This is a genomic window from Erythrobacter sp. S158 (assembly GCF_057364915.1).
Genome location: NZ_CP200279.1, coordinates 2920424 through 2945566 on the forward strand (window position 1 = coordinate 2920424; position 25143 = coordinate 2945566).

A 25143-nucleotide genomic window follows, 5' to 3' on the forward strand; every position below is an offset into this window, starting at 1 on the left:
CAATGACTATCTCCAAAATTATAGGGGACCGGGACGCAACCGACATCATCTCCTGCGAAGTCACGACACCTGTTGCCGAGGCAGTGAGTCTGCTGGCCGGCAAGCGGATTGGTGCCCTACCCGTCATGCGGGACGGCAAGATCGCCGGGATCATTTCGGAGCGCGACGTTGTCTATCGCCTCGCCGAAAGCGGCCATGATGCGCTCGACATGACCGTTGGCGACATCATGACATCGCCCGCCGTCACGGTTGAGCCCGCGACATTGATCGATGACGCGCTCGCGCTGATGACGAAGCGGCGCTTCCGTCACTTCCCTGTGGTCGACAACGACAAACTTGTCGCGTTCATCTCAATCGGTGATCTGGTGAAACACAAGATTGACGAGGTCGAGCATGAGGCTGCGGCGCTGCGCGACTATATTCAGCACGCCTAACAGCACCGCACAGACTTGTGATTCAATCTGACGCCCCTAAATCGCACTAATGAGCCAAACACTCACACTGACCCCTGCCGCGGCCAAGCGCGTTGCCTGGATTGCCGAAAAGCAGACCAAGCCAGCAATCCTTCGCCTTTCGGTAGAGGGAGGGGGCTGTTCTGGCTTTCAGTACAAGTTCGACCTCGCCGATGGTGCCGACAGCGATGATGCGGTGAGCGAAACCGACGGCGTGAAGCTGGTTGTCGATCCGGTCAGCCTCGACCTCGTCGACGGCAGCGTCGTCGATTTTGTCGAATCGCTGGGCGGTGCCGCTTTCCGCGTCGACAATCCCAATGCTGCCGCCGGTTGTGGCTGCGGCTCGAGCTTCGGGATCTAGTCTCACCAAGCGATAGACGCGCTCGCCACTATCCGTCATGGATAGCGCCATGAAAATCGCGACCTACAACATCAACGGTATCAAGGCGCGCCTGCCGCGGCTCAAGGAATGGCTCGAGGAAACGCGGCCCGCAGTCGCTTGCCTTCAGGAAGTGAAAAGCCAGGACAAGGACTTCCCCGCCTCCGAATTCGAGGAACTTGGCTATCAGGCGATCTGGCATGGCCAGAAAGCCTTTAACGGCGTTGCGATCCTCGCGGATACCAAGGCGGGTTACTCGGCAAAGGAAGTCCAGCGCGGGCTCGGCATCGATGGGCCCAAGGAAGGTGAGGGTGAGCAGGCGCGTTATCTCGAAGTCGACGTTACGCGCGAAAGTTCAACCTGCCGGATTGTCTGCATTTATCTGCCGAACGGCAATCCGCAGCCTGGTCCCAAGTTCGACTACAAGCTCGCCTGGATGGAAAAGCTCCGCGGCCGAATGGCGCAAGTCTGGGAAAGCGAGGTGCCCGCCGCAGTGCTTGGCGATTTCAATGTCATTCCCGAAGATGACGATGTCTTCTCGGTGAAAGCGATGGCTTCGGATGCCCTCATGCAACCCGAATCGCGCGCAGCGTACGCACGGCTACTTGCCGACGGCTGGACCGACGCTCTGCGGACCCACAATCCGCGTGGGGGGGTGTGGACTTATTGGGATTACCAAGCCGGTGCATGGCAACGCGATCATGGCTTTCGGATCGACCACATCCTTTTGTCACCCGAACTTGCCGATCGACTGGTGAGCGTAGGCGTCGATCGAGAGCATCGCGGGCGCGAAAAGGCGAGCGATCATGCGCCGACCTGGGCAAAGCTGAACTTCTGAAGTGATGCACAAAAAACCCCGCCGATGAGGGCGGGGTTTCCAGTTTTCAGTGCGAACCAGGGCTCAGCGATAGAAGATGTGCGTATCGATCTGGGCGAGCCGAGTCTTGCGACGGCTCCAGCCCGGGCGAACGTAATTGGCGTGGAAGTAGACCGCGTCGGACGCTTTCGATTCCCAAAGGCCTTCATGTGCGATCTTCGCGACGGCTTTTGCACGCTTCCATGCATTGGAAGACTTGTTGATCTGCGGCATGCGGCCACCGCGAACGAACGAGAACTGGGCTCGCTGGTAGACAACACCGCAATAACTCGCCGGCCATCGGCGATCTTCGGAGCGGTTGATCACGACTTGCGCGACGGCCAGCTGGCCATCAAGCGGCTCACCGCGCGATTCGAAATAGACGGCACCAGCAAGGCAGTGCATTTGCTCGGAAAGCTTGTCAGGCGTGGTGACCTTGCCAACGAGCTCGCGGAGCGTAGAGGCCTGAAGTTCTGAGTCAGCATTTTCGTCGGCACTCGCTTCTTCGAGCGGCTGCACGACTTCTTCGGAAACGAAGACCGGCTGCTGGGGCACGATCTCGACGGTCTCTTGGACCGGTTGTGCAACGTCCATCTGGGACACTACAGGTGCATCCTGGGCGGATGCGACAGCGCTATCTGCGCTGGAAAAACTCAAACTGGCAGCCGCTGCTACTGCGACCGCACTCAACGAGTACGTCTTATGACCCATCGGTTGTACTTTTTATGCGGTGAGCAAGCTCCGACGCAGGTGAGGACCATGACGATTTTTCGTCTTGAGAGGTGGGTCTTGGTTGTGCCTGCCGGCTGCCCCCCGTCTGCGTGCCAAGACAAGCGATCGAATTATCGCTCGAAAAGGCCTGCGCGTCTGGAAGCTCGCGGCCAAATAGTCACAACTGAAACTAAGTCAAGTTAACGAGGGAGAAGTTCGACGAACCGTTCTCCACCGTCGATATCCACCTCAATAATCCAGATGTCGGGGTCCTGGCTTTTTCGGCGGTCGAGATACTCTGAAAATTCCATTGGTTTTTCAGGATCTTGTGCTTTGGTTGAAATAAATGGCCGAGTGCCGTCGAGTTGCGGCATTCTTTCGAAAAGCGTGGCATCCTGCCCGCGATGCATGGTTACTATGAGGACAGTCCCTGCGTCTCGCTCCCCCTTGGCTAGCACCATGGCGCTGCCACCCTGCGATTCGACGAGACGTATCAGCCCCGCCACTTCGAGGTGAGTGGGCAGTCTTTCACTCATTGTAGGGTCGCACGCCTCAAGCCGAATAGCTGTCGAGGCTCGACAGCGCGATACGTGAGCGCATGAAAGTGCCGGTCCCGCGACCGATCTCATCGCCTTCTTGGTCGATCAGCCGGCTTTCGGCAACGAACACCCGCCGCTTGCCGCTTACCCAGCGACCCTCTGCGATCACCTCGCCCACTCTCACCGGCTTGGTAAAATGCAGGTTGAAGCTGGTGGTGAGGAGAAATCGATCGGTAGCAAGCGTGTTCGCCGCATAGAACGCGGCATCGTCGAGCATCTTGAAATAAATCGTCCCGTGCGCAGCGCCCGCTGCGTGGTAGACATCTTCTGTGATCGAGAATGTAAGCCGCGAGAGCCCTTCACCCGAAATCTCGAGGCGAGAGGCAAACTTGTCATTGATCGGAGCCGACGCATAGAGTCGCTCAAGCGCGCGGTAATGCTGGCTCGCGCCGTCTTCCATCTGGCCTGCGTCAGGCGGCATCGCGCAGAAGCTGGTTGGTCAACAGGCCAAACAGGGCATCGGGATCAGGCGCTTCCGTTAGCGCGCTGAGCATCGTTTCGTCGCGCACCATGCGCGAAATCGCAGCAAGCGCGTGTAAGTGGGTTGCACCAGCGTTCTCAGGAGAAACGAGGCCGAACGCGAGGCTCACTGGAACAGCATCTGCCGCCTTGAAATCGACCGGTTGCTCCAGCTTCAGGATCGCCATTGTCGGACGATTGACCGACGCACTGCGGCAATGCGGGATAGCGACGCCTCGGCCAAAACCTGTGCTGCCAAGCAACTCACGCTGTTCGAGACCATCAAGAATATCCGCAAACTCTAGGCCGTAAGCCTTCATGTAGAGCTGCGAGAGCTGGTCCAGCACCTGCTGACTGGTTGTAAGGCGAGCGAAGCCAATAGCCTCAGGCTCGAATTTGATGTTCACGTCCATTGTGTTCACGAAATCCCGGTCACTTCAATCCGTGGGACCAAAGCTCATCATTCTCCAAACATGGCGCGAGACCGCACATGACGCGGCCGTTCTGCCAAGTTCAATGGGTTGGACCTCCCTCTCAATCCTCGTGATTACCTATTCGGTTTCACGTTATCGAGGTCCTAACGCGGCTCAACCCATCCGATCGAGCCATCTGCGCGGCGATAAACCATATTATGCCTACCAGTTCCAGCATTTTTGAAGAAGAGAGCCGGAGTATCGCGCAAATCCAGCATCATGACTGCATCGGCGACGCTCGATTCTGGGATATCAACGCTGGTTTCTGCAATAACGGGCGGCGCATCTGCGGGCGCCTCTTCTTCGGCTTCGTCTGCAGCAAAAATCGTGTAGGCGGCTTCTTCTTCTGCCCGCACCTGCAGAGCGCGTTCGTGGCGATCCTTGAGCCGCCTCTTATACCGACGCAGTTGTTTCTCAATCTTGGCCGCCGCTTCGTCGAGCGCATGGTGAGCATCGTGCGCGCTGGCCTGCGATTTGAGGATCATACCCTGCGTCACGTGCGTGACGATATCGCAGGAAAACGCTCCGGCAGGTGCCTTTCCGAAGGTCACATGTGAAGAAAGCGCTCGGTCGAAATACTTATCGACGATACCCCCCAGCCGATCCGAGGCATGCTCCTGGAGCGCTGCGCCGGTTTCAACCTGATGTCCTGAAATCCGGATATCCATCGTCACCACTCCTCCTGTTGGATAGTCCTATCGAGCCCAGATCGCGTCCTTGATCCCCTCAACAAATTCGCGATGCCTGGCCAATTCGCTCTCACTCGCCGCATACGGCCTGGGTTCGCGAAACGGTTTGTCCGACCGCCTGCCGATGACAGTTTCGACCACCTTCTCTGCGGCAGCGTGTGGGTCTTCGACGGTATCCGCGGCCAATTCGAGGCCGATTTGTCGGCCGCCTGTCAATTCGACATAAACCTGCGCGAGCAATTCGGCATCGAGCAGTGCACCATGCTTTACACGATGGCTGCGGTCGATCCCGTAGCGCGTGCAAAGCGCATCCAGCGATAGCTTCGCGCCAGGGTGTTTCTTGCGAGCGATAGCTACGGTGTCGACCATCCGCTCCATCGCGATCGGTTCGCGCCCAATGCGCTCCATTTCTGCATTCAGAAAGCCGAAGTCGAACCCGGCATTGTGCGCCACGAGCGGTGCATCGCCGAGGAACTCCAGCAGCTCGTCAACGGTCTCAGAGAACTTGGGCTTGGTTTCGAGAAACGAAATCGAAAGCCCATGAACCGCTTCTGCGGCAGATGGCATATCACGTTCCGGATTGTAGTAAGCGTGGTAAGACCGCCCGGTTTCGACCCGTCCGACCATTTCGACGCATCCGATTTCTACCATTCGGTCCCCGGTTTTCGGATCGAGGCCGGTCGTTTCGGTGTCGAAAATCACTTCACGCATTTGAAGCGTTATTCACCCAAGCGGGCGGCATGGCAAGAGGGGAGGGTGCGGCTCAATCTGCCGCGCCAGCTTCCCTGCGCAATTGCTTGATGAGCGCGTGCACTTGAGATTTGGTTTCCTCGAGTGCGGTGCCAGTGTCGATCACATAATCGGCCCCGGCTCGCTTATCGGCATCAGGGGTCTGAAGTCCTAGGATATGCTCGAACTTCTCGATCGTCATGCCAGGCCTTGCGAGCACTCGGTCGCGCTGCACTTCCGCAGGCGCCGATACGACAACGACCACATCGACGGCCTTGTTGCCTCCGCCTTCAAACAGGAGGGGTATGTCAAAAAGAATGAGAGGCGCTTGTGCATTCTCTTCAAGGAAAGTCGCGCGTTTGCGCCCGACTGCCGGGTGAACAATCGCCTCGAGTTCTGCAAGCTTGTCCTTGTCACCGAACACAAGCTTTCCGAGTGCCTCGCGATCGACGCCTCCGGGGCCGGTTAAGCCGGGAAATGCCGCCTCGATTGCGGGTAGAAGCTCTCCATCTGGGCCTTGCATGGCACGAACCGCAGCATCGGCGTCGAAAACCGGTACGCCTGCCTCCTCGAACATCGCGGCGACAGTCGATTTTCCCATGCCGATGGAGCCGGTGAGTCCAATGATTACCGGTCGTTTCATTGCGAGAGCCGCTTCATGAGCTCGGCGTCGTGAGCGCGTGGCGGAGGGGTACCGTAGAACTTCTCAAACGCGATTGCCGCCTGACCAATGAGCATCGCCAGGCCGCCAATCGTGCGAAACCCGGCGGCCTCGGCCTCTGTCAGGAGCCGCGTTTCGACCGGGCTTGTCACGATGTCGTAGACAATCGAGCGCGGAGGAGCATGACTGAGATCGAAACTGAGAGACTCGTTGCCCCTCATTCCGAGAGGCGATGCGTTTACGATCAGGTCCATGCATCCTTCGCGGTCGTCGAAAGCAAAGTCGGTCGGATCTGCAAAGTGCGATAAGTGGATAGCGTGATGCTCGCCTTCTGGTGCGAGCTCATCGAGCAATGTCCGCGCTTTCGCCGGATCACGCCCGGCCACGACGAGTGTGAAGCCCTGGTCGGCAAGAGCGGCAATAATCGCCCGCGCTGCACCTCCGGTGCCCAAGATCCTTGCCATGCGAAACAGGTGGTTGTTCGCGAGTTCTTGGCGAAGCGGTTCGAGAAAGCCGCGAGCATCGGTGTTATACCCGGTGAGCAACCCATCGTCGCTCCGAACGACCGTGTTCACCGCCCCGAGCCTCTTGGCAAGCGGGCTCACAGCATCGAGAAGAGGAATTATGTCTTGTTTATGCGGCATAGTGACATTGCAGCCGACCCAGCCGGATTTCGTGCGAGATGTGCCGAGATAATCGGCAAGATGCTCTGTGCTGACATGCGCCGCAGTGTAATCACCGGAAAGGCTGAGCTTCTCCAACCAGAACCGATGGATAATCGGCGATTTAGACTGCGCAATCGGATCTCCAATGACCTGCGCCAGGGGAGGTGGGCTTGTCACGACAGCAACACGCCTTGGTCACGCAATGCCTCCAGAACCGCCAGCAATGGCATTCCAAGGACAGTGAATTGATCGCCTTCGATGGATCCGAACAGTTGCACGCCCATTGCCTCGATCCGGAAACAGCCGACCGTAAAGCCCACTTCAGGCCATTCCTGCGCCAGGTAGTGCTCGATGAATTCATCGGAAAGAACGCGCACAGATAGCCGTGCACAATCTGCATGGCTCCATTCGCATGTATCGCCGCGCACAAGTGCTGCCGCACTGTGCAACTCGAGCGTCTTGCCGGAGAAGAAGCGAAGGTGTTCTGCGGCGTTTTCGCGCGAGGTTGGCTTATCGAAGCGTTTGCCATCGACCACGACAAGGGAGTCGCTTCCGAGCACTAGCGCGTCAGGGTGTTCCGCAGTCAGTGCAGCGGCCTTGGCAACGCTCAAGGCTTCGGCGATCTCTGGCGGTGTTGCATCCTGAAGGCCCGCTTCGATGGCGCGTTCATCCAATTCAGCGGGCAGGGCGCGATACTCCACCCCTGCTGCATCGAGCATCGAGCGGCGCGACGCGGATTTCGATGCGAGGATCAGTTCAGGCGAATTCATATTGGCTTCGCAACCCCGTCGACCTGCCGGTCCTTTCGCTCACGCTCTTGTACAAGCCGGATGATCGCAGCCGCGCTCTCTTCAATTGAGCGGCGCGTTACGTCGATCACCGGCCAGCCATTGTCCGCGAACATACGCCGCGCAAACTGGAGCTCTGTTTTGACCTTCTCACCGTCAACATAAGAAGTCTCGGTTCCCTCATTTAGCGACAGCAGGCGATTGCGGCGGATCTGGACGAGACGTTCGGGCGCAGTGGTGAGGCCAACGACAAGCGGATGCCTCAGCCCGAAGAGCGTCTTGGGAGGCGGGCTTTCCACCACCAGTGGAATGTTCGCGACCTTATAGCCACGATTAGCCAGATAGATGCTGGTGGGAGTCTTCGAGCTGCGCGACACCCCAGCAAGGACGATATCGGCATCCTCCCAATCTTCATGCCCGACGCCATCATCGTGAGCAATCGTGTACTGAATCGCCTCGACGCGCTTGAAATAGTCAGCGTCCATCATGTGCTGACGCCCAGGCCGGCCGTGTGCCTCCTGACCCAATTGTGCCTCAAGCGCAGCGGTCACTTGATCGAGAACTGGGACAGCCGGAAGGCCAAGATGCCGGCAATGCTCTTCCAATCGCGCGCGAGTCTCCGGATTGACGAGCGTGAAAAGCACCAAACCCGGATTGGCGGCGAGATCAGGCACGATCCGGTCTAGATGCTGGCGTGAACGCACCATCGGCCAGAAATGGCGGCTCACCTGCGGATCGTCGAATTGCGCAAGCGCCGCCTTCGCGATCATCTCCAGCGTCTCACCGGTTGAATCCGATACAAGGTGCAGGTTCAGGCGGTTCATCGGATGATTCGCTAGCCGCGATTGCGACCTGTGGAAAGTGGGTGGCATAAACTAAGGGAGAGAAGTGTCGACAAGCATGGGAGAGGAAAATGTGCCCACAATTCGAAATTTCGCAGGGCGACTTCTCGACACGGGATAGATGATGTCGACAGCCTGCGAACAGTGGGGATAGTTCGCTCTTGACTCAATCTGACTGCAGAGTCGCGAAACGCACAAGATGCTTCTCAGCGCGGGAGAAATCAGGCAGGGCCCGGTAATTCCCAGTATCCACAGGGCCAACAAACTCCTTCATCCCTTTTATAATTACATTTTATTTGATTAGAGAGACGCATGCCTGGACCTTTGCTCGAAACCCTTAAGGGTAACCGCCAGAAGATCGCCCCTGTCTGGCTCATGCGTCAGGCTGGTCGCTATCTCCCTGAATATCGTGAACTTCGTGCCGAAAAGGGCGGGTTTCTTGAGCTCGTGTATGACAGCGAGGCAGCGGCCGAGATTACGGTTCAACCAATCAGGCGGTTCGGGTTCGACGGCGCGATCCTGTTCTCCGATATCCTGATCGTGCCGCATGCAATGGGGCAGGGACTGGAGTTTCTTGCCGGAGAGGGCCCAAAACTAAGCCCAACTTTGCTCGAAACGACGATGGGTTCGTTCGAGCCGCAATTCGAGCGCTTTGAGCCGGTATATGAAACGGTGCGCCAAACTCGCGCGCAGATTGCCGATACTGTCACGATGCTGGGCTTTGCGGGGTCGCCCTGGACGGTCGCAACATACATGATTGCAGGCGAAGGCTCCAAGGATCAGGGCCCAGCGCGCTTGCTCGCATATCGCGATCCGGGACTGATGCAGGAAATCTGTGATCGCATCGCCGAGGTGTCGGTCGAATATCTGCGCGGTCAGATCGATGCCGGTGCCGAGGCCGTTCAATTGTTCGACAGCTGGGCGGGAAGCCTAGCCCCTGATGAGTTCGAACGTTGGGTTGTCGCTCCCAATGCGAAGATTACCGATGCGATCAAGCGATCGCATCCTGACACCCCGGTCATTGGCTTTCCGAAAGGCGCTGGCGCGAAATTGCCCGGTTACGCGCGCGAAACAGGCGTTGATGCAATAGGCTTGGACGAAACGCTCGATCCGGTTTGGGCTCATGAGGTGTTGCCGGACGGCATGCCGGTTCAGGGTAACTTCGATCCGCTGCTGATCGAGGCAGGCGGACCGGCGTTGGCTGTGAGGGTTCGCACGATCCTTGAAGCCTTCGAAGATCGCCCGCATGTCTTCAACCTTGGGCATGGCATTGGCCAGTTCACGCCGATCGAACATGTCGAGCAGCTGCTTGCAGCCGTTCGCGGCGGGGAAGGGGCGTAATCATGGACATTTTTCCGACGATTTACCCCTGGGTGAAGGCAGGACACGTGATATTCATGGTGTTCTGGCTTGCCGGGCTTTTCATGTTGCCGCGTCAATGCATCTACATCCTGGACACCGAGCCTGGTTCGGCTGACGAGGCGAAGTGGGCGCATCGCATGGGATTGCTGCGCAGAGTGATCCTGACGCCGAGCCTGATCGTCGTTTGGCTGCTCGGGCTCTATCTCATGTACGGTCTTTTCATTTCATCGGGCACGCTGGGTCAAAACGGCTGGCTACACGCCAAGATTACCCTCGTGCTTGTTCTCTCCGGCTACCATGGGTGGCTGGTCGCTCAGACCAAGAAGATGGCGCGTGGCGAGCGTCCTTTGACCGAAAAGCGTTTGCGCATAATCGGTGAAATTCCAGGCCTGCTTCTCGTTCTGATCGTTGTACTGGTTTACGTAAGACCGTTCTAACAGCTTCGATCGCCGCATTGATCAATTGAACGATTGACCTTCCCTCGCACGAATCTTATTTTGTGCGAGCCCACCACCGGTATAGGCAGCGCATCCAAAGCGCGGCCAGGTCTGCTTTCACCAAGCCCATACCCTCACCGTTGGACGCAAGAGATGAAACAACTTGCTCAGCTCAGGTTTGAGGGGGCCTCGTCCAAAGAGGCTTCGACCCGCCGGCCACCCCTACATTACGGATTAGAAAACCAATGCATCTCAAAGACTTGAAAGAACGCACACCGGCCGATCTGGTGGCGATGGCTGAGGAGCTCGGCGTCGAAGGTGCTTCGACCATGCGCCGGCAGGACCTGCTCTTCAGCATCCTTCGCGAACTGGCCGAGGATGAAGAATACGAAGAAAAAATCATGGGCATCGGCACCATCGAGGTGTTGCAGGATGGCTTTGGCTTCCTGCGCTCGCCAGAAGCAAACTACCTCGCCGGTCCCGACGACATTTACGTTTCGCCTAACCAGATCCGCAAATGGGGTCTGCGCACCGGTGATACGGTAGAGGGCGAGATTCGCGCGCCCAGGGAAGGCGAGCGCTATTTCGCGCTCACCAGCCTTGCAAAGGTCAACTTCGAAGATCCTGCCGCCGTTCGCATGCGCACCAACTTCGATAACCTGACCCCGCTCTATCCGGACCAGAAGCTCAATCTCGACACTGTGGATCCGACCGTAAAGGATAAAAGCGCGCGCGTGATCGATATCATCTCGCCGCAGGGCAAGGGACAGCGTGCGCTGATCGTCGCGCCGCCGCGCACCGGTAAGACGGTTCTGCTTCAGAATATCGCGAAGGCGATCACTGACAACCACCCTGAAGTCTTCCTCTTGGTTCTGCTCGTCGACGAGCGGCCTGAGGAAGTCACCGACATGCAACGCAGCGTGAAGGGTGAGGTTATCTCCTCGACCTTTGACGAACCGGCCAATCGTCACGTTCAAGTTGCTGAAATGGTTATCGAAAAGGCCAAGCGGCTGGTCGAGCACAAGCATGACGTGGTGATCCTGCTCGATTCGATCACTCGTCTGGGCCGCGCGTACAACACCGTTGTTCCGAGCTCGGGCAAGGTGCTGACCGGCGGTGTCGATGCCAACGCACTTCAGCGTCCCAAGCGCTTCTTCGGTGCTGCACGAAATATCGAGGAGGGCGGTTCGCTCTCAATCATTGCAACCGCGCTGATCGACACTGGCAGCCGAATGGACGAGGTTATCTTCGAAGAGTTCAAGGGCACCGGTAACTCGGAAATCGTCCTCGACCGCAAGGTTTCGGACAAGCGCATTTTCCCGGCGCTCGATGTCGGTAAATCCGGCACCCGCAAGGAAGAGTTGCTGGTCGAGAAGGACAAGCTTTCGAAGATGTGGGTGCTCCGCCGTATCCTCATGCAGATGGGCACCGTCGACGCGATGGAATTCCTCCTCGACAAGATGAAGGATTCCAAGACCAACGAAGACTTCTTCGATACGATGAACCAGTAATCTACGGTTCTGAGATCAGGCGAGGGCGGGCGATCCGAAAGGGTTAGCCCGCCTTTGCTTTTTCGAGCTGGCGTCCCATCATCTCCCAGACCTTGTTCACGGCCTTGAGTGGTCTGACCATTACCTTGAAATCCTTGATCATACCTACCTCGTCGAAAGTGATCATGTCGATCCCGTTGACCTTGATACCCTCCATCTCACACGCAAACTCCAGAACGGCGGTATCGCCGTCAGCGACTTCGCGCAGATAACGGAAGGTGTCGTTACCAAGGGTCTGGCCGGCGGCAGCGAGATAGGCGACGACGATTGCACGACCTTCTTGCGGTGTGTGGACCACGGGCGAGTGGAAGACGGCATCCTCTCGGATGATTTGGGCAAGGGCGTCACGCTTGCTGCCTCCCCCGATGACCGCGTGCCAATTCGCGAGGCCTTTTGCCGCGCTGCTCATGCCAGATGCGCCTTGAAGAATGCGGACGTCCGACTGTCGGCGAGATTTGCGGCTTCCTCGTCGCGGCGCTTGCCTATCTCGGTTGCAAATCCGTGGTCGAGACCTTGATAGTCGTGCAGCGTTGCCTTGGGATGGTTGTCCAGGCCTTCATGCATCGCGGCTTGTGTTTCCTTATCGACGAATCCGTCCTCGGTCGGAATATGAAGCATCAGAGGCTCTGCGATCGCTTCTTTTTCGCCAAGCAATCCATCGATCCCAACACCGTAATACCCGACAGAAGCATCGACGTCCGTGCGTGCGGCTGTCATGAATGCGAGCCGACCGCCCAGACAGTATCCAACGCAGCCGACCTTGGGCACAGCTTCTGCCTGGCGCACATGGTTGATTGTCGCCTGAATGTCTTTGATGCCTGCGTCCTGGTCGAAATTGTTCATGTGACCCAGAGCCTCCTGAAATTCAGGTTCAACGTCCGGGTCTAGCTCGATTCCAGGCGCAAGGCGCCAGAAAAGGTCTGGCGCGATCGCGAGATAGCCTTCGTTGGCCAGCTTGTCGCATTTCTGGCGGATGCCGGTGTTTACGCCGAAGATCTCCTGAATGACGACGATTGCTGCCCGTGGTGTTCCCTCGGGCCTCGCCACGTAGGCATTGAAGCTTTGGCTCTTGTCCAGGGTCGAGATCGAAACTGTGTCTGACATTGCTTGGTTATCCTCTCGAATCATGATGCTTTCAGCGTGGATCAAGGCCTAGCTACTGTGTTGGGACTGGCCAAACGCATTTATCTGCTGAATATACCAAAGGGTTGAACCCGTGCCGCTGGATGAGAGGACAAGCCCATGAAGGTCAATATCGAGATCGATTGCACACCTGAGGAAGCGCGAAGCTTCATGGGGCTTCCAGACGTGAGTGAGGCCAACACGATCTACGTCGACAACATCAAGAAAGCGATGCAAGGGGTGAGCAATCCTGCGCAGATGCAGGAATACGCCCAAGCTCTGGCTCCTATGGGGCAGGTGGGGCTCAAGATGTTTCAGAGTTTCGTCGAAGGCGGCATGCGTGCAGCCGGGGGCGGAGGGAAGAAGTCACGGGATAGCGCCGGAGACTGATTTGCCCACAGGTATGACGCTGGAATGAGCAGCGAAAGTTCGACAATTTTTGCGGTGTCCAGTGGATCGCCGCCAGCAGCCATTGGGGTGATCCGGATTTGCGGTCCGTCAGCAGGTTTGGCATTGCGTCAGCTGGCGGGCCGCAGCTTCACGCCGCGCAGAGCCAGCCTGGCTGTCTTGCGCGATGCAAACGGTGATACTCTCGACCAAGCGCTGGTGCTCTGGTTCGAGGGGCCTGCGACAGCAACCGGTGAAGATTTGGCAGAGCTTCACTGCCACGGCGGTCGAGCGGTGCTCCGGGCTGTTACAAAGGCGCTGGGGGAGATCGATGGATTGCGCCCCGCCGAGGAGGGCGAGTTCACGCGGCGAGCCTTTGCCAACGGAAGAATCGATCTCGCGGAGGCAGAGGGACTTGCCGACCTGCTGGAGGCAGAGACCGAGCTTCAGCGCGCAGCCGCAGTTGCTAACGTAAGCGGCGCCTTGTCGTCCAAGATCAACGAGTGGCGCGAGCAAGTCCTGCGTTTATCCGCTCAAGTCGAAGCCGCGCTCGATTTTTCGGATGAGGACGATGTGTCCGATCTTCCGGAAGGTTTCACGTGGAACATTGAAGAGCTGTCGCTGGGACTAGGTGAGTGGCTTGAGAGACCGAAGTCAGAAAAGCTCAAAGAAGGGTTCAGGGTTGTCCTTGCTGGACCGCCAAATGCAGGAAAATCAACCCTATTCAATGCCTTAATTGAGAGTGAAGCCGCTATTACATCACCGATTGCGGGTACTACACGCGATGTCATTGAGCGCAGTGTTGCGATTGGTGGTGTGCCGTTCACCTTTGTCGACACGGCTGGACTTCGTGATGACAGCGATGAGGAAATTGAGGTGATCGGTATCGAGCGCGCACATGACGAGCTCGCTCGAGCCGATCTTATACTTTGGCTAGGGGTAGAGGGCCAGGGTCCGGAAGGCGCTTGGGAAATCGGCGCGCGCGCAGATGCACAAGACCATGTAGGCAAGCGCTCCGCCCGCCACAATTGTTCGGCAATTTCAGGGCAGGGCATTGAGGAGTTGAAATTTGATCTCGTGCAAGCCGCGCGATCTTCGCTCCCGCGGCCCGGCGAGGCTGCGCTGAATGCTCGCCACCATGCGCGATTGCGTGAGGCGTTTGATGCCTTGGAATCGGCTCGCACCCAGTCTGATCTGCTTTTGATCGGAGAGGAGCTTCGTCGCGCTCGGGTCGCGTTCGACAGACTGGTTGGACGGGCAACCACTGAAGACATGCTCGATGCTTTGTTTGGTCGGTTTTGTATCGGCAAATGAGCGGCGGTGTTTCACGTGAAACAGCTTTGACGATTGAGGGGCGAAGTCCTATTTGCCCCCGCATGCATGAATTTGATGTCTTGGTGATTGGCGGCGGGCACGCCGGTGTCGAAGCGGCCTGCGCCGCAGCGCGAATGGGCGCGCGCACGGGGCTCGTCAGTTTTGACCTCGAAGCGGTTGGGGCCATGAGCTGCAACCCTGCCATTGGCGGCCTTGGTAAGGGGCACCTCGTTCGTGAGGTGGACGCCCTCGACGGCGTTATAGGGGTAGCCGCAGACGCGGGGGCCATCCACTATCGGATGCTCAACCGCTCTAAAGGAAGCGCGGTTTGGGGACCTCGCGTCCAAGCTGACCGGGTCCTATTTAGGGCAGCGGTTCAACAGATCGTCAGACAACAACAGAATTTGACGCTTGTGGAAGGTGAGGCGGCCGCCTTGTCGATAAAGGGCGGCGCTGTCGCAGGCCTCGAACTGGCCGATGGCACCTTGCTCCAGGCACCGCGAGTGATCCTTTGCACGGGAACATTCCTTGGCGGCGTGCTCTTTCGCGGCGAAGAGCGTTTCGAGGGCGGCCGAATAGGTGAGAACGCGGCCAGGCGGTTGGCATCGCAATTGCGCAGTGCCAACCTACCCATGGCTAGGCTCAAGACCGGCACGCCCCCGCGGTTGGACGGACGCACAATCGATTGGTCACAGCTCGAAGAACAACCCTCGGATGACGAGAGTTGGACCATGTCGTCCCTGACGAAAGAGCGACAAAACCCTCAGGTTTTCTGCGCGATCACCCGCACGACGCAGGTCGCGCACGACATCATCCGCGACAATCTCGACCGGTCACCGCTGTTTTCCGGAGCAATCGATGCCGCTGGACCGCGATATTGCCCGTCAATCGAGGATAAGATCCATCGATTTGGCGATCGTGACGGCCACCAGGTGTTCCTCGAGCCAGAAGGGTTGGGGACCCATCTGGTGTATCCGAATGGAATTAGCACCTCGCTGCCGGTTGATGTGCAGCAGGCGATGCTTCGGGCAATGCCTGGCTTGGCGTCCGTAGAAATGGCTGTGCCGGGTTACGCGGTAGAGTACGATCACATCGATCCCCGCGCGCTCACCCCCGATCTTCAGCTTCATGCAATCCCGGGCCTATACTGTGCTGGGCAAATCAACGGCACAACTGGCTATGAAGAAGCGGCTGCTCAGGGCCTTGTGGCGGGTCTTGAGGCTGCGGCTTCGGCGCTTGGGACGATGGCGCCCGCGCTCGACAGGGCCAATTCGTACATCGCGGTGATGATTGATGATCTCACTTTGCAGGGCGTGAGTGAGCCGTATCGAATGCTTACCTCTCGAGCTGAGTATCGTTTGCGGCTGCGCGCCAACAACGCATCTTCGCGCTTGACGGGGCTCGGCCTTGAAGCTGGTTGCATCGGTGACGATCGAGCAAAGTGGTTCTCGGAGCGACAGTCTTCGCAAACGACCGTGATTGAGGCTTTTTCCTTGCCGATTCATGCTCGCGAACTTGCAGATGCAGGTCTGAACGTTCGACGCGATGGGGGAGAAAAGACGATCGAAGAATGGTTACGCCACGACGGGGTGACGATCGATACTCTTCGGCCATGGCTTCCTGATGCGATCTTGGAGGATCGGCAGATCCTCGAGGAAATGGCTGAGGATGCCGCATACGCACCTTATCTCGCGCGGCAAGAATTGGAGTTACGCGATTTGCGGGCAAGCGAAGAGCTCCCTCTGGCGAGCGATTTCCCCTATGGCGAAGTGCCGGGCCTATCGAATGAGATGGTTGAACGTCTGTCATCTGCTGCACCAACAACTTTGGCAGCTGCGGGGAGGGTGCCTGGCGTGACTCCTGCGGCACTGTCGGCACTCTTGGTCCACGCCCGTCGCTGGCAACGTGCAGCGTGAGCGAGCGTCGAAAGATAGCGGGCGAAGCGGACGCTCGCGCTTATGTGGAAAGTTGGGCTGACGACCGCGCCGTTGGGCGGCTTCACGAATATGCAGGCCTGCTTCTCGCTGAAAACCAACGACAAAACCTGATCAGCAAACCCAGCGAAGAACAGCTTTGGCAGCGCCATATTGCTGACAGTGTGCAGCTATTGGAGCATGTTCCACGTGAAACATATGGGGATGGTGCACCAGGCCCATGGCTGGATCTTGGCACCGGGCCTGGGCTTCCCGGCCTCGTTATCGCGATCCTTTGCCCTACAATCGACGTCATTCTCGTCGAGTCCCGTGGTCGGCGCGTGGAGTTTCTGGAGAATTGCGTCACTCAGCTGGGGCTCGAAAATTGCAGGATCGAGGGCCAGCGCCTTGAGCGCGTTAGTCCATTCGAAAGTTGGGTCATTTCGGCACGCGCATTTGCGCCGTTGGAGAAACTCATCGCGTTATCCGCACCCTTCTCCACAAAGCGAACACGCTACCTCTTGCCCAAAGGCCGCTCCGCAGAGCACGAATTGTCTCAGGCTAAACCTGCGATTCGGAAGATGTTTCACGTGAAACACTCGTTGACCGATGATGAGGCGGGTATCATCGTGAGCAAATGAGCTCCGAATATGCCGAGTTTGATGAAACCGCCCGTCTGAGCGGGCAAATTGGGAAGCGCCCTATGCTAACGATTGCAATTGCGAACCAGAAGGGCGGGGTGGGCAAGACCACAACCGCAATCAATATGGCGACGGCAATGGCAGCGACAGGATGGCGCACGCTGCTGATCGATCTCGACCCCCAAGGCAACGCATCGACTGGTCTGGGTGTTGGTGCGGATGCACGCGACATTTCCAGCTATGATCTCTTGGTAGACGAAGTGCCATTGGTCGATTCGATTGTCCCGACAAGCATTCCCGGCCTCGATATCGTTCCTGCCACCGTCGATCTGAGCGGTGCGGAGGTTGAGCTTGTCTCCGTCGAAGAGCGGACTGCGCGGTTGCGTACCGCTCTGAGCAACCATGGTGGTCATGAAGTGTGTTTCATCGACTGCCCGCCCTCCCTTGGACTTTTGACCCTTAATGCTCTGTGTGCCGCTGACACATTGATGGTGCCTCTGCAGTGTGAATTCTTTGCCCTTGAGGGACTTAGTCAGCTTCTCAAGACCGTTGAGCAGGTGCAGCAGCGGTTCAACCCAACGCTCGATATCATCGGGGTTGTCTTGACGATGTACGACCGTCGGAACCGTCTCACCGATCAAGTTTCAGAAGATGTTCGCGATTGCCTCGGTGGATTGGTCTTCGAAACCGTCATTCCTCGCAACGTGCGGCTTTCCGAGGCTCCCAGCCACGGGCTGCCCGCGCTTGTTTACGACCATTCCTGTGCCGGCAGCCGCGCTTACATTGCGCTTGCGCGAGAGTTGATCGGGCGATTCCCTCCTGAAAGGAAGGCTGCATGAGCAAGCCATCAGACCCCATTCGTTTCTCCGTCCCGCAACGCAGCCCCGCCGATCGCAAGAAGAAACTCGGCAAAGGGCTGGGGGCCCTTTTGGGTGAAACCAAGCGAGAGGAACCTCTGGTTCGAAGCGATTCGGAAGTTGCGGCCTTTCAGAAGGGATCGGAGGAAGCTGTTGCCGCTTCCCCGCTGAAAGTGCTGCCGATCGCCAAGATTGAGCCTCTCCCGGGTAATCCTCGCAAGCACTTTGATGAGGCTGCCCTTGACGAGCTTGCCGCCTCCATCTCGACGCGGGGCGTAATTCAGCCGATTATTGTCCGCCCACACGGGGCAGGACGATATCAGCTCGTTGCGGGCGAACGGCGTTGGCGCGCTGCGCAAAAGGCTCGCCTGCACGAGATTCCAGCACTTGTCAGAGAATTGACCGAGCGCGAAGTGATGGCGCTGGCCCTGATCGAGAATCTGCAGCGCGAAGATCTCAATCCGGTCGAAGAAGCGCGGGCATATCAGAGGCTTAGCGGGGACGAGGGGATGACCCAGGCTGAGATCGCCAAGATGGTCGAGAAATCGCGCAGCCATGTTGCCAACCTTCAAAGGCTTCTCGGTTTGCCAGAGGATGTTCTGGATCTCGTCGAGAATGGTCGTCTTTCTATGGGCCATGCGCGTGCGCTCATCGGTCAGGAAGACGCGGCAAACCTCGCCGCCAAAGCGGTCAATGACAATTTGTCGGTGCGCGAGATCGAGAAGCTTGTTCGCAAAGTCTCCAAGGGCGTTAAGGCCGGGGCAGCCAGCGCAAAGGCGCATCCGAAGGCAGAGCATGAGAATGCCGACATCGTCGCGGTCCAGCGCCATCTCGAGGAGTTTCTGGGCCTCGCCGTACGGATCAAGGCTGATGAAGACCCCAAATCTGGCGCAATCACGATCAAGTATGGCTCGCTCGACCAGCTCGACATGCTTTGTCAGCGCCTCACTGGCGGCGATATTTAATGGGTTTTTCCAACCGGTAAGCCGTCCGGAAAGCCCGGAAAATCAGGCATTTTTGGCACTCGCGCCGCAAATCTTACGCGGCCATTAACCTTTTCCGAAAACGAAAGAGGAACTGGGTAATCCTACCTAAGTGAGGCGAGCGGGGTGACCAACCCGTTCGGCAGGCATGATTCGGCTCAAGCGATTCGGGTTGCTTATCGAACATGCGTGCATCGGGAATAGACCACGCTTGGAAGGACTTAAAATGACCAAGACCATTCGTTTCGGCGCAGCCGGCATCGCCATGTTCGCTGCTCTGGGCATGGGCACAGCGGCTCACGCAGACACTGCAACCGCAGACGCCACCGCAGAAGTGCTTGACGCACTGATCCTCAATAACGACGCAGCACTCGACTTTGGCACCATGGTTGTGACCGGTGCCGGCACGGTTACCATCGAAAGCGACGGTTCGGTGGATTGCACCGCAGCTGACATCGTTTGCTCGGGCACGACCAGCGTTGCAGCTTTCTCGGTAGAGGGCACCGCAAACAAGGCCGTGACGATCAGCCTCCCGGGTGCGGGTGTTGAACTGCGTCACCCCGATTACACGCTCGCAACCGCTGCGGAGCACACGATCGAGCTCGGAACGTTCACATCGAGCGAAAACGGTGCAAGCGGCCCGGAAGTAGGCCTCGACGGCACCGGCAACGCGACTTTCGACGTTGGTGGCACCATCAGCCTCGACGGCACTGAAGCCGCAGGCGTTTTCTCGGGTTCGTTCGACGTTTCGGTCGAATACTCGTAATCCTCACGGGCTGCGCTTCAGGGCGCGGCCAGTGATATCGGTTCGAGCCGCGCTCTCCCCCGAGAGCGCGGCTCTGCTATTTTCACGAAGGGCCCAGTTAGCGTGAGTTTAAGCCTTCTTAACCCTGATCGCTTACCAAGATCCGTGAAAATACGCGGGTCCGTGTGCTTTGCGCACTCGTCCCTGCATCAGGGAGTCAATAAGAAATGTCATTCAAAACACTTCGGAAATTGGCGCAGGGCAGCGCGGCGATGGCTGCCTTCTCGACGCTCGCCTTGGCTACGCCTAGCCAGGCGCAAGGCGACCTTCTTGTCGCCCCAACTCGCGTCATTCTTGATGGCTCACGCGGAACCGAAGTTATCCTGAGCAATATCGGCACAGAAGAAGCGACGTACCGCATCGGACTTGAGCTTCGCCGGATGCTCGACAATGGCCGACTCGAGCCGGTTGAGAAAACCGACGCAAACTCGGCAGAAGAGGCGGCATTGGGCATGATCCGGTATGCGCCCCGCCGTATCACGCTTCCGCCGGGCCAGCCGCAGGCCGTGCGTCTCGCGGCGCGCCCCGGGGCGGATCTTCCCGATGGGGAATACCGGGTGCACATGTCGTTCAAGGCGATCCCGCGCACGCGCGCGGTAGCCGAAGAGGCGCAGCCCGGTGAAGGCGTTTCGATCCAACTCATCCCGATCTACGGTGTCACTATTCCAATTATCGTGCGGCACGGCCGGGTGGAGGCACAAGTTGCGCTGTCTCAGCCGACGCTTGTCGATGGGCCCGATGGTCCGGAACTCGCACTGACAATCAATCGCGCCGGCGACAGCTCGACCTACGGTGTCCTTCAAGTGACCAAGCCAGGACTGGAGGAGCCGCTTCTCAATTTGCGCGGCCTGGCTGTTTATCCCGAGGTCAACGAGCGTGAAGTTCGAGTTCGCCTCACGCCGGAGCAGGCAGCCAGTTTTCGCGGCCAGCTGCGCATCGAGTATCGAGAGATGCCAAATGCCGGCGGCGGGCTGATTGCGGCGATCGATAGCTTCATCGGCTAGGGCCTCGCGAACGAGCCTGGATAGCTAGTCATGATCTCGCTGCGCCAAAGAACCCTGAGCGCCGCCGCGACTTTCGCGGTGGCGCTTGGTGCGTTTTCGGGTGCAGCACCTGCGTCCGCGCAGGAACAGCCAGAAACCTTGCAGTCCACTGCAGGTTCGGCGGGTTGGCAGGCCACCGATGACGATTTCCTCTTCCTTCAGCTCGTCATCAAGAACTTCAAGCTAAATTATGACGTGCGCGGCTATCAAACCGATCGGGGTGTATGCCTTGATCTTGCCGATGTCATTCAGTCGCTCGATCTTCCCATTCGCATTGACAAAGAGTCGCGCCGCGCAACTGGCTGGTTGTTCGCGGAGGACCAGAAATTCACGCTTGATCGAGACTCCGGTATAGTACAAAACGTGAACACAGGCGCTGCGCCGGTGTCTTCTGACATTTATGACACCCCAGAAGGGTGGTGCGTTGACACAAATGCCCTGTCTCGTTGGTTTGGCATCGAATTCCGTCCCGATCTCTTCAACGCGATCGTCAGACTGGAAACTGACGAAGATCTTCCCTTCATGCAGGCGATCGAGCGCAGAAGTCGCGCGGCGCGACTTCGTTCTCGACCCGCAACTTTTGATTTGTCGCAGTATCCCAGCGCGGAAATGGAGTATCGACCTTGGCGCACACCGTCGGTTGATGTCGTCGCGCAGGCGGGTTTTCGCGCGGGCGAGGGTGGCCGCAATGGAGCCGAGGGCCGTGTAGAGTTTTATGCTGCCGGTGAGGCGCTGGGTGCGAGCTACTTTGCCCGCGTCGCGACCGATGATCAGTTGAGCCCGCAGGCTGTCCGCCTACGCGCGTACCGCAACGACCCGGATGGCGGTCTTTTGGGTCCCCTCGGAGCTACACAGGTCGCTGCAGGTGACGTAGAAACGCTCCCCGGGCGTTTGACGGGGCAAACCGCCGTCGGGCGGGGTGCTTTCATCAGCAACCGTCCATTGGGTCAGGTATCCCGGTTCTCTGCGACCACCTTGCGCGGCACACTGCCGGCAGGATGGGATGCAGAACTTTATCGCAACGGCCAATTGATCGCCTTCCAGGACGATCGCGGTGACGGGCGCTACGAATTTATCGAAGTCGAGCTGTTCTTTGGCCGAAACGATTTGGAGGTCGTGCTTTACGGCCCTCAGGGACAGATCCGCCGCGACCGAACATCGGTTCCAGTGGGCTTCAATCAGATCGAGCCGGGTGAGACTTATTACTGGGCTGGAATACTCCAGACTAACCGGGACCTGATTGACCTCGGCACAGGCATTCGTGACGGCCCGCAGGCCTGGCGCTGGGGCATGGGGGTCGAGCGCGGCCTCGATGAACGAACCAGCGCCGCGCTCGGCGTTCAAAGCCTAGTCGTAGATGGCGCGCGCCGCAGGTTTGCGGAGGGCGCCGTTGCGCGCACATTTGGCGCCATGCAGCTAGAAATCGCCGCTGCACACGAATTCGGGGCCGGTTCGGCCCTCGAAACCAACGCGCTTGGCCGAATAGGAAGCAATTTCAACTTCGGAGCGAATGCGTTAGTGGCATTTGGCGACTTCACGAGCGAATTCACCGAGGGTGAGCTCGACTATCGCGGCGGATTCAATTTCTCGACCTCGCTGGCGATGGGCAAGGTCGTGCTGCCCGTGCAGGCGGAGGTGAGCCATTCGGCGCTGAAGGACGGCTCAAGGGTTAACGAATTCCTAATGACCACCTCGCTCACGGCGGGACGCTTCGCTGTATCCGCGCAACTGAGCCACCAGCAGCGAACCGAAGGCGATCTTACGCCAGCTCGGAACGAGACACGGGTGAGGTTGCTTGCAAATGCGCGCTTCAAGGATTTCCGTGTGCGCGGCAACGCCACGTTCCTTACCGGTGGCCGCGAGCAGGGCCTCGAGAGTGTCACCGTGCGCGCCGACATGGATATCGGGGAGGACGCCGATCTGCAGGGACAGATCGACTATACGGCCCGGGTCGACGAATTCCGCCTGACCGGTGGCTACACGCACAACTTCGAGAAGTTCTCGCTTCGCGGTGACGCCTTCGTTACGTCACGTGGCGGTGTCGGAGCTTCTGTCCAACTCGCTTTCAGCCTGGGCCCTGATCCGGTCTCTGGCGGTGTTCGGGTTACGGGCAGCAAGTTGGCTCGCAGCGGCCAGGCGGCCGTGACCGTCTTCAGGGACGATAACGGCAATGCGCGCCGCGATGAGGGCGAAGAAGTTCTGCCTGATGTGATGGTCGAAGCCGGTTTGCGCAGCACGGACGCGATTACCGGCGAAAATGGCCGCGCGATTGTCGATGACCTCCGGCCATTTCGTCCTGTGCTGGTAGGCATCGACACGTCCTCTCTGGACGATCCGTTCCTTGCGCCATCGGAAATGGGTATCGTTCTGACCCCGCGCCCCGGAGTGGTCGCGCAGATCGAGCTCGCTGTATCACCCACGGGTGAGGTCGAAGGAACCATTCGCAGTTCGTCAGGTGTTGAGCAGCCTGGTGTCCGGCTGGAGCTCGTCGACAATCGCGGAGCGGTTATCGCGCAAGCAATCAGCGAATTTGACGGGTTCTTCCTGTTCCAGCGCGTGCCCTATGGCCAGTACCGCCTGCGAGTGGATGAAGAGACGGCAAGGACGCTCGGCGTGCGCCGTGAGGTGAACCTCAACGACGGCCGCTCGCAATTTACCCTTAATCGCGACGAAGACGTGGTTCGCTACGGAACCGTAAGTCTCGTCCCTGAGGACAGGGACAACCAAGCACCCGAAACTGGCCCGGTCATCGCGGCGGTAAAGCCTGAATAACTACAGGCTTCAGTTGCCCTTGATATAGCGCGGCGGGTTTGGCCGCGGGACAGGGCGAGGCTCTGGAGTGGGGGCGGGTATCGTGCGCGCCGCGCCAGAAATGATCTCTTCGCGCACTGTCTCGCGCACGATCACGCGCTGCTGCTGCTCGTATCGGACGGGCACATAGACAATCTGTTGAGGGGGTGCGTAGCTGTATTGGTACGCTGGCGCATATCCATAGCCGTACCCATACGGGGCCGGCGGCGCATATGCCGGGTAGGCCGGTGCAGGAGCAGGGATTGTACGGAAAGCATAGCGCGGACCGGAGTGGCCATATTGCGAAAGGTAGCTGTCGAGAGCAGCCTCGCAATCATAGTCACCGCGGTCATTGCGTCCGCCGCCGATCAGGCTGCCAAGGAGCACCCCACCGATACCGCCAGCGCCAGCACCGATTAGAGTGCCGGCAAGCCTGTCGCCGTCGGCGACGCGGTTTCCGATGATGCCGCCTGCGATCGCGCCGAGCAGGCCCCCGATGATGCCGCCCTTTTCGCGGTCATCGCGCCCATTCGTGCGGCGCTCGCACTCGGCGATCCACTGGTCGCGCTCGAAAACGCTTGCTGCCGGGGCGTACCCGTATGAGTGACCTTGAGCAGGAATGGCACGGTGAGCATAGCGTTCGTCACCGCGATACTGCTGATATTCCATCGCATAGGGTGCTGTGCTTTCGATACGCCTTGTGCGCGTGATCGTCTCGACACCATCTGCGTCAACGGTAGTCTCTGTGAGGTCAGTGATGGTCGGCGCAGTGCGATATTCTGCAGGGAGTGCTTCGACTTCGGCGACACTCATCGGTGTAGGATCAGCAATTTGGGCCTGCGCCGTAGCCGGCATCATGAGCCCGCTCATTGCTACACCAGCCACTGCCAGACTTGAGAACGCCTTGATCGTCATAACTAAACCCCCGAAAACTGGGCGCGCGACTCGCATGGAGCGATGCACGACGCGTGATTTGGCGCAGGTTTACCATTGGCTAACCAAGGCAACCAAGCGCGCTTGGGGCCCTGTCTCGTTTCGGGGCGATCTTGCGCGGGAGACTAAGGCTCAGATTCGATCTGCGAGCAGTTCGGCCAGCTGTTCCAACCCTGTGGCATCATCTTCGCCAAAGCGTGCAGGCGAAGGGCTGTCGAGATCGATTACTGCGACGACTTTGCCATCACGCACGACTGGGACCACCACCTCAGAGCGGCTGGCGGCATCGCAGGCAATGTGGCCTGGAAAGGCATGCACGTCCTCGACCAGCTGGGTTTCTGCTTTCTCCGCGGCAGCACCGCAGACGCCGCGTCCGATTGGAATGCGAATACAGGCAGGGCGTCCGACGAACGGTCCGAGCACGAGTTCTTCTGCACCCGACTTGCTCTCGCCAACGCGGTAAAAGCCTGCCCAGTTAAGGTCGTCCACGAACTCCCAGATCAGCGCGGCGACGTTCGCCATGTTGGCAACGGCGTCCGGCTCGTCAGAAGTGAGCGCGTCGGCCGCATCGACCAACTGGCGATAGCGCTCCGCGACATCGATTGACGGGTCGGGTTTGAAATCAAACATGGTTCTTCCTGGTGAGCGTCCGGCTCGGGAAAACTGAAACGCAGAACAATCGGGTTGTCGGCAGCGATGCTCC

29 protein-coding genes are annotated in these 25143 nt (G+C 58.6%); 15 read left to right on the forward strand and 14 right to left on the reverse strand.

Annotated elements, in window-relative coordinates; translation table 11 throughout:
* Positions 1-2: 2 nt before the first annotated feature.
* Genes AC0V6T_RS14315 through xth form a run of 3 tightly spaced genes read left to right on the forward strand, consistent with a single transcriptional unit; the run spans position 3 to position 1669 of the window.
* The gene (locus AC0V6T_RS14315) at positions 3-434 is read left to right on the forward strand and encodes a CBS domain-containing protein (RefSeq protein ID WP_486127948.1); all 432 of its coding nucleotides are present in this window, start codon (positions 3-5) and stop codon (positions 432-434) included.
* Positions 435-483: 49 nt separating this feature from the next.
* Positions 484-813: an iron-sulfur cluster insertion protein ErpA gene (gene erpA / locus AC0V6T_RS14320; protein ID WP_486127950.1), complete on the forward strand. Its 330-nt coding sequence runs from the start codon at positions 484-486 to the stop codon at positions 811-813.
* Positions 814-862: 49 nt separating this feature from the next.
* Positions 863-1669, forward strand: coding sequence for an exodeoxyribonuclease III (xth, locus tag AC0V6T_RS14325; protein WP_486127952.1), 807 nt, complete (start codon positions 863-865; stop codon positions 1667-1669).
* Between the two features lie 63 nt (positions 1670-1732).
* On the opposite strand, the gene AC0V6T_RS14330 is transcribed toward xth, so the two are convergent.
* From AC0V6T_RS14330 to AC0V6T_RS14375, 10 genes are all read right to left on the reverse strand, one after another.
* The gene (locus AC0V6T_RS14330) at positions 1733-2281 is read right to left on the reverse strand and encodes a cell wall hydrolase (protein WP_486127954.1); all 549 of its coding nucleotides are present in this window, start codon (positions 2279-2281) and stop codon (positions 1733-1735) included.
* A 317-nt stretch (positions 2282-2598) separates the two neighbouring features.
* Positions 2599-2934 (reverse strand): DUF1491 family protein, encoded by a 336-nt coding sequence (locus tag AC0V6T_RS14335; RefSeq protein ID WP_007165737.1) that lies wholly within the window; start codon positions 2932-2934, stop codon positions 2599-2601.
* Between the two features lie 16 nt (positions 2935-2950).
* Positions 2951-3418, reverse strand: a complete 468-nt coding sequence (locus AC0V6T_RS14340) for a PaaI family thioesterase (RefSeq protein WP_486127956.1) — start codon at positions 3416-3418, stop codon at positions 2951-2953.
* Complete coding sequence (locus tag AC0V6T_RS14345; protein ID WP_486128621.1) at positions 3408-3869, reverse strand: PTS sugar transporter subunit IIA; 462 nt, start codon at positions 3867-3869, stop codon at positions 3408-3410. Before AC0V6T_RS14345 ends, AC0V6T_RS14340 begins: the two co-directional genes overlap by 11 nt.
* 164 nt (positions 3870-4033) lie before the next feature.
* Positions 4034-4597: a ribosome hibernation-promoting factor, HPF/YfiA family gene (hpf, locus tag AC0V6T_RS14350; protein ID WP_007165734.1), complete on the reverse strand. Its 564-nt coding sequence runs from the start codon at positions 4595-4597 to the stop codon at positions 4034-4036.
* Positions 4598-4624: 27 nt separating this feature from the next.
* A complete protein-coding gene (gene dnaQ / locus AC0V6T_RS14355) occupies positions 4625-5329 on the reverse strand; it encodes a DNA polymerase III subunit epsilon (RefSeq protein WP_486127959.1) in 705 nt (234 codons plus the stop codon).
* Between the two features lie 52 nt (positions 5330-5381).
* Positions 5382-5990, reverse strand: a complete 609-nt coding sequence (gene coaE / locus AC0V6T_RS14360; RefSeq protein WP_486127961.1) for a dephospho-CoA kinase — start codon at positions 5988-5990, stop codon at positions 5382-5384.
* Positions 5987-6850 carry a shikimate dehydrogenase gene (gene aroE / locus AC0V6T_RS14365; protein WP_486127963.1) on the reverse strand — a complete coding sequence of 288 codons (864 nt, stop codon included), beginning with the start codon at positions 6848-6850 and terminating at the stop codon, positions 5987-5989. The genes coaE and aroE overlap by 4 nt, the downstream gene beginning before the upstream one ends.
* Positions 6847-7443, reverse strand: a complete 597-nt coding sequence (locus AC0V6T_RS14370) for a Maf family protein (protein WP_486127965.1) — start codon at positions 7441-7443, stop codon at positions 6847-6849. Before AC0V6T_RS14370 ends, aroE begins: the two co-directional genes overlap by 4 nt.
* On the reverse strand, positions 7440-8285 hold the full coding sequence (locus AC0V6T_RS14375; protein WP_486127967.1) for a pyruvate, water dikinase regulatory protein: 846 nt from the start codon (positions 8283-8285) through the stop codon (positions 7440-7442). The genes AC0V6T_RS14370 and AC0V6T_RS14375 overlap by 4 nt, the downstream gene beginning before the upstream one ends.
* Positions 8286-8615: 330 nt before the next feature.
* On the opposite strand from AC0V6T_RS14375, the gene hemE reads away from it, so the two are divergent.
* The 3 genes from hemE (at position 8616) to rho (ending at position 11613) form a co-directional block, all read left to right on the forward strand.
* On the forward strand, positions 8616-9644 hold the full coding sequence (gene hemE / locus AC0V6T_RS14380; protein WP_486127969.1) for a uroporphyrinogen decarboxylase: 1029 nt from the start codon (positions 8616-8618) through the stop codon (positions 9642-9644).
* A gap of 2 nt (positions 9645-9646) precedes the next feature.
* The gene (locus AC0V6T_RS14385; protein WP_486127971.1) at positions 9647-10102 is read left to right on the forward strand and encodes a CopD family protein; all 456 of its coding nucleotides are present in this window, start codon (positions 9647-9649) and stop codon (positions 10100-10102) included.
* Between the two features lie 245 nt (positions 10103-10347).
* Entirely contained in the window at positions 10348-11613 is a 1266-nt protein-coding gene (gene rho / locus AC0V6T_RS14390; protein WP_007165726.1) for a transcription termination factor Rho, read from the forward strand.
* A gap of 43 nt (positions 11614-11656) precedes the next feature.
* Here rho and AC0V6T_RS14395 read toward each other — a convergent pair whose 3' ends face one another.
* Both AC0V6T_RS14395 and AC0V6T_RS14400 read right to left on the reverse strand, forming a co-directional pair.
* The gene (locus AC0V6T_RS14395) at positions 11657-12061 is read right to left on the reverse strand and encodes a nuclear transport factor 2 family protein (protein WP_486127973.1); all 405 of its coding nucleotides are present in this window, start codon (positions 12059-12061) and stop codon (positions 11657-11659) included.
* On the reverse strand, positions 12058-12756 hold the full coding sequence (locus AC0V6T_RS14400; protein WP_486127975.1) for a dienelactone hydrolase family protein: 699 nt from the start codon (positions 12754-12756) through the stop codon (positions 12058-12060). The genes AC0V6T_RS14395 and AC0V6T_RS14400 overlap by 4 nt, the downstream gene beginning before the upstream one ends.
* 138 nt (positions 12757-12894) lie before the next feature.
* Here AC0V6T_RS14400 and AC0V6T_RS14405 point away from each other — a divergent pair, with 138 nt between their 5' ends.
* The 9 genes from AC0V6T_RS14405 to AC0V6T_RS14445 all read left to right on the forward strand — a co-directional run bounded on the left by AC0V6T_RS14405 (position 12895) and on the right by AC0V6T_RS14445 (position 23489).
* A complete protein-coding gene (locus tag AC0V6T_RS14405; protein WP_007165723.1) occupies positions 12895-13164 on the forward strand; it encodes a DUF6489 family protein in 270 nt (89 codons plus the stop codon).
* Positions 13165-13188: 24 nt separating this feature from the next.
* Positions 13189-14475: a tRNA uridine-5-carboxymethylaminomethyl(34) synthesis GTPase MnmE gene (gene mnmE, locus AC0V6T_RS14410; RefSeq protein ID WP_486127977.1), complete on the forward strand. Its 1287-nt coding sequence runs from the start codon at positions 13189-13191 to the stop codon at positions 14473-14475.
* Between the two features lie 62 nt (positions 14476-14537).
* Entirely contained in the window at positions 14538-16391 is a 1854-nt protein-coding gene (mnmG, locus tag AC0V6T_RS14415; protein WP_486127979.1) for a tRNA uridine-5-carboxymethylaminomethyl(34) synthesis enzyme MnmG, read from the forward strand.
* Complete coding sequence (rsmG, locus tag AC0V6T_RS14420; RefSeq protein WP_486127981.1) at positions 16388-17029, forward strand: 16S rRNA (guanine(527)-N(7))-methyltransferase RsmG; 642 nt, start codon at positions 16388-16390, stop codon at positions 17027-17029. The genes mnmG and rsmG overlap by 4 nt, the downstream gene beginning before the upstream one ends.
* A gap of 62 nt (positions 17030-17091) precedes the next feature.
* Positions 17092-17868 (forward strand): ParA family protein, encoded by a 777-nt coding sequence (locus AC0V6T_RS14425; protein WP_040465028.1) that lies wholly within the window; start codon positions 17092-17094, stop codon positions 17866-17868.
* The gene (locus tag AC0V6T_RS14430) at positions 17865-18851 is read left to right on the forward strand and encodes a ParB/RepB/Spo0J family partition protein (protein ID WP_486127984.1); all 987 of its coding nucleotides are present in this window, start codon (positions 17865-17867) and stop codon (positions 18849-18851) included. Before AC0V6T_RS14425 ends, AC0V6T_RS14430 begins: the two co-directional genes overlap by 4 nt.
* Positions 18852-19095: 244 nt before the next feature.
* Entirely contained in the window at positions 19096-19635 is a 540-nt protein-coding gene (locus AC0V6T_RS14435; RefSeq protein ID WP_486127986.1) for a DUF4402 domain-containing protein, read from the forward strand.
* Positions 19636-19841: 206 nt separating this feature from the next.
* Positions 19842-20678 carry a fimbrial biogenesis chaperone gene (locus AC0V6T_RS14440; protein WP_486127988.1) on the forward strand — a complete coding sequence of 279 codons (837 nt, stop codon included), beginning with the start codon at positions 19842-19844 and terminating at the stop codon, positions 20676-20678.
* A 30-nt stretch (positions 20679-20708) separates the two neighbouring features.
* Positions 20709-23489 (forward strand): MSCRAMM family protein, encoded by a 2781-nt coding sequence (locus tag AC0V6T_RS14445; RefSeq protein WP_486127990.1) that lies wholly within the window; start codon positions 20709-20711, stop codon positions 23487-23489.
* 9 nt (positions 23490-23498) lie between these two features.
* Here the strand turns inward: AC0V6T_RS14445 and AC0V6T_RS14450 are convergent, their stop codons facing one another.
* Entirely contained in the window at positions 23499-24365 is an 867-nt protein-coding gene (locus tag AC0V6T_RS14450) for a glycine zipper 2TM domain-containing protein (RefSeq protein ID WP_486127992.1), read from the reverse strand.
* A gap of 207 nt (positions 24366-24572) precedes the next feature.
* Positions 24573-25070, reverse strand: a complete 498-nt coding sequence (locus AC0V6T_RS14455; protein ID WP_486127994.1) for a GAF domain-containing protein — start codon at positions 25068-25070, stop codon at positions 24573-24575.
* Positions 25071-25143: the final 73 nt, after the last annotated feature.

Bases quoted from the DNA above. Each gene is read 5' to 3' on its own strand.
- AC0V6T_RS14315 (WP_486127948.1), top strand. From the start codon at position 3: ATGACTATCTCCAAAATTATAGGGGACCGGGACGCAACCGACATCATC.
- erpA (WP_486127950.1), top strand. From the start codon at position 484: ATGAGCCAAACACTCACACTGACCCCTGCCGCGGCCAAGCGCGTTGCC.
- xth (WP_486127952.1), top strand. From the start codon at position 863: ATGAAAATCGCGACCTACAACATCAACGGTATCAAGGCGCGCCTGCCG.
- AC0V6T_RS14330 (WP_486127954.1), bottom strand. From the start codon at position 2,281: ATGGACGTTGCACAACCGGTCCAAGAGACCGTCGAGATCGTGCCCCAG.
- AC0V6T_RS14335 (WP_007165737.1), bottom strand. From the start codon at position 2,934: ATGAGTGAAAGACTGCCCACTCACCTCGAAGTGGCGGGGCTGATACGT.
- AC0V6T_RS14340 (WP_486127956.1), bottom strand. From the start codon at position 3,418: ATGCCGCCTGACGCAGGCCAGATGGAAGACGGCGCGAGCCAGCATTAC.
- AC0V6T_RS14345 (WP_486128621.1), bottom strand. From the start codon at position 3,869: ATGGACGTGAACATCAAATTCGAGCCTGAGGCTATTGGCTTCGCTCGC.
- hpf (WP_007165734.1), bottom strand. From the start codon at position 4,597: ATGGATATCCGGATTTCAGGACATCAGGTTGAAACCGGCGCAGCGCTC.
- dnaQ (WP_486127959.1), bottom strand. From the start codon at position 5,329: ATGCGTGAAGTGATTTTCGACACCGAAACGACCGGCCTCGATCCGAAA.
- coaE (WP_486127961.1), bottom strand. From the start codon at position 5,990: ATGAAACGACCGGTAATCATTGGACTCACCGGCTCCATCGGCATGGGA.
- AC0V6T_RS14370 (WP_486127965.1), bottom strand. From the start codon at position 7,443: ATGAATTCGCCTGAACTGATCCTCGCATCGAAATCCGCGTCGCGCCGC.
- AC0V6T_RS14375 (WP_486127967.1), bottom strand. From the start codon at position 8,285: ATGAACCGCCTGAACCTGCACCTTGTATCGGATTCAACCGGTGAGACG.
- hemE (WP_486127969.1), top strand. From the start codon at position 8,616: ATGCCTGGACCTTTGCTCGAAACCCTTAAGGGTAACCGCCAGAAGATC.
- AC0V6T_RS14385 (WP_486127971.1), top strand. From the start codon at position 9,647: ATGGACATTTTTCCGACGATTTACCCCTGGGTGAAGGCAGGACACGTG.
- rho (WP_007165726.1), top strand. From the start codon at position 10,348: ATGCATCTCAAAGACTTGAAAGAACGCACACCGGCCGATCTGGTGGCG.
- AC0V6T_RS14395 (WP_486127973.1), bottom strand. From the start codon at position 12,061: ATGAGCAGCGCGGCAAAAGGCCTCGCGAATTGGCACGCGGTCATCGGG.
- AC0V6T_RS14400 (WP_486127975.1), bottom strand. From the start codon at position 12,756: ATGTCAGACACAGTTTCGATCTCGACCCTGGACAAGAGCCAAAGCTTC.
- AC0V6T_RS14405 (WP_007165723.1), top strand. From the start codon at position 12,895: ATGAAGGTCAATATCGAGATCGATTGCACACCTGAGGAAGCGCGAAGC.
- mnmE (WP_486127977.1), top strand. From the start codon at position 13,189: ATGAGCAGCGAAAGTTCGACAATTTTTGCGGTGTCCAGTGGATCGCCG.
- mnmG (WP_486127979.1), top strand. From the start codon at position 14,538: ATGCATGAATTTGATGTCTTGGTGATTGGCGGCGGGCACGCCGGTGTC.
- AC0V6T_RS14425 (WP_040465028.1), top strand. From the start codon at position 17,092: ATGCTAACGATTGCAATTGCGAACCAGAAGGGCGGGGTGGGCAAGACC.
- AC0V6T_RS14430 (WP_486127984.1), top strand. From the start codon at position 17,865: ATGAGCAAGCCATCAGACCCCATTCGTTTCTCCGTCCCGCAACGCAGC.
- AC0V6T_RS14435 (WP_486127986.1), top strand. From the start codon at position 19,096: ATGACCAAGACCATTCGTTTCGGCGCAGCCGGCATCGCCATGTTCGCT.
- AC0V6T_RS14440 (WP_486127988.1), top strand. From the start codon at position 19,842: ATGTCATTCAAAACACTTCGGAAATTGGCGCAGGGCAGCGCGGCGATG.
- AC0V6T_RS14445 (WP_486127990.1), top strand. From the start codon at position 20,709: ATGATCTCGCTGCGCCAAAGAACCCTGAGCGCCGCCGCGACTTTCGCG.
- AC0V6T_RS14450 (WP_486127992.1), bottom strand. From the start codon at position 24,365: ATGATGCCGGCTACGGCGCAGGCCCAAATTGCTGATCCTACACCGATG.
- AC0V6T_RS14455 (WP_486127994.1), bottom strand. From the start codon at position 25,070: ATGTTTGATTTCAAACCCGACCCGTCAATCGATGTCGCGGAGCGCTAT.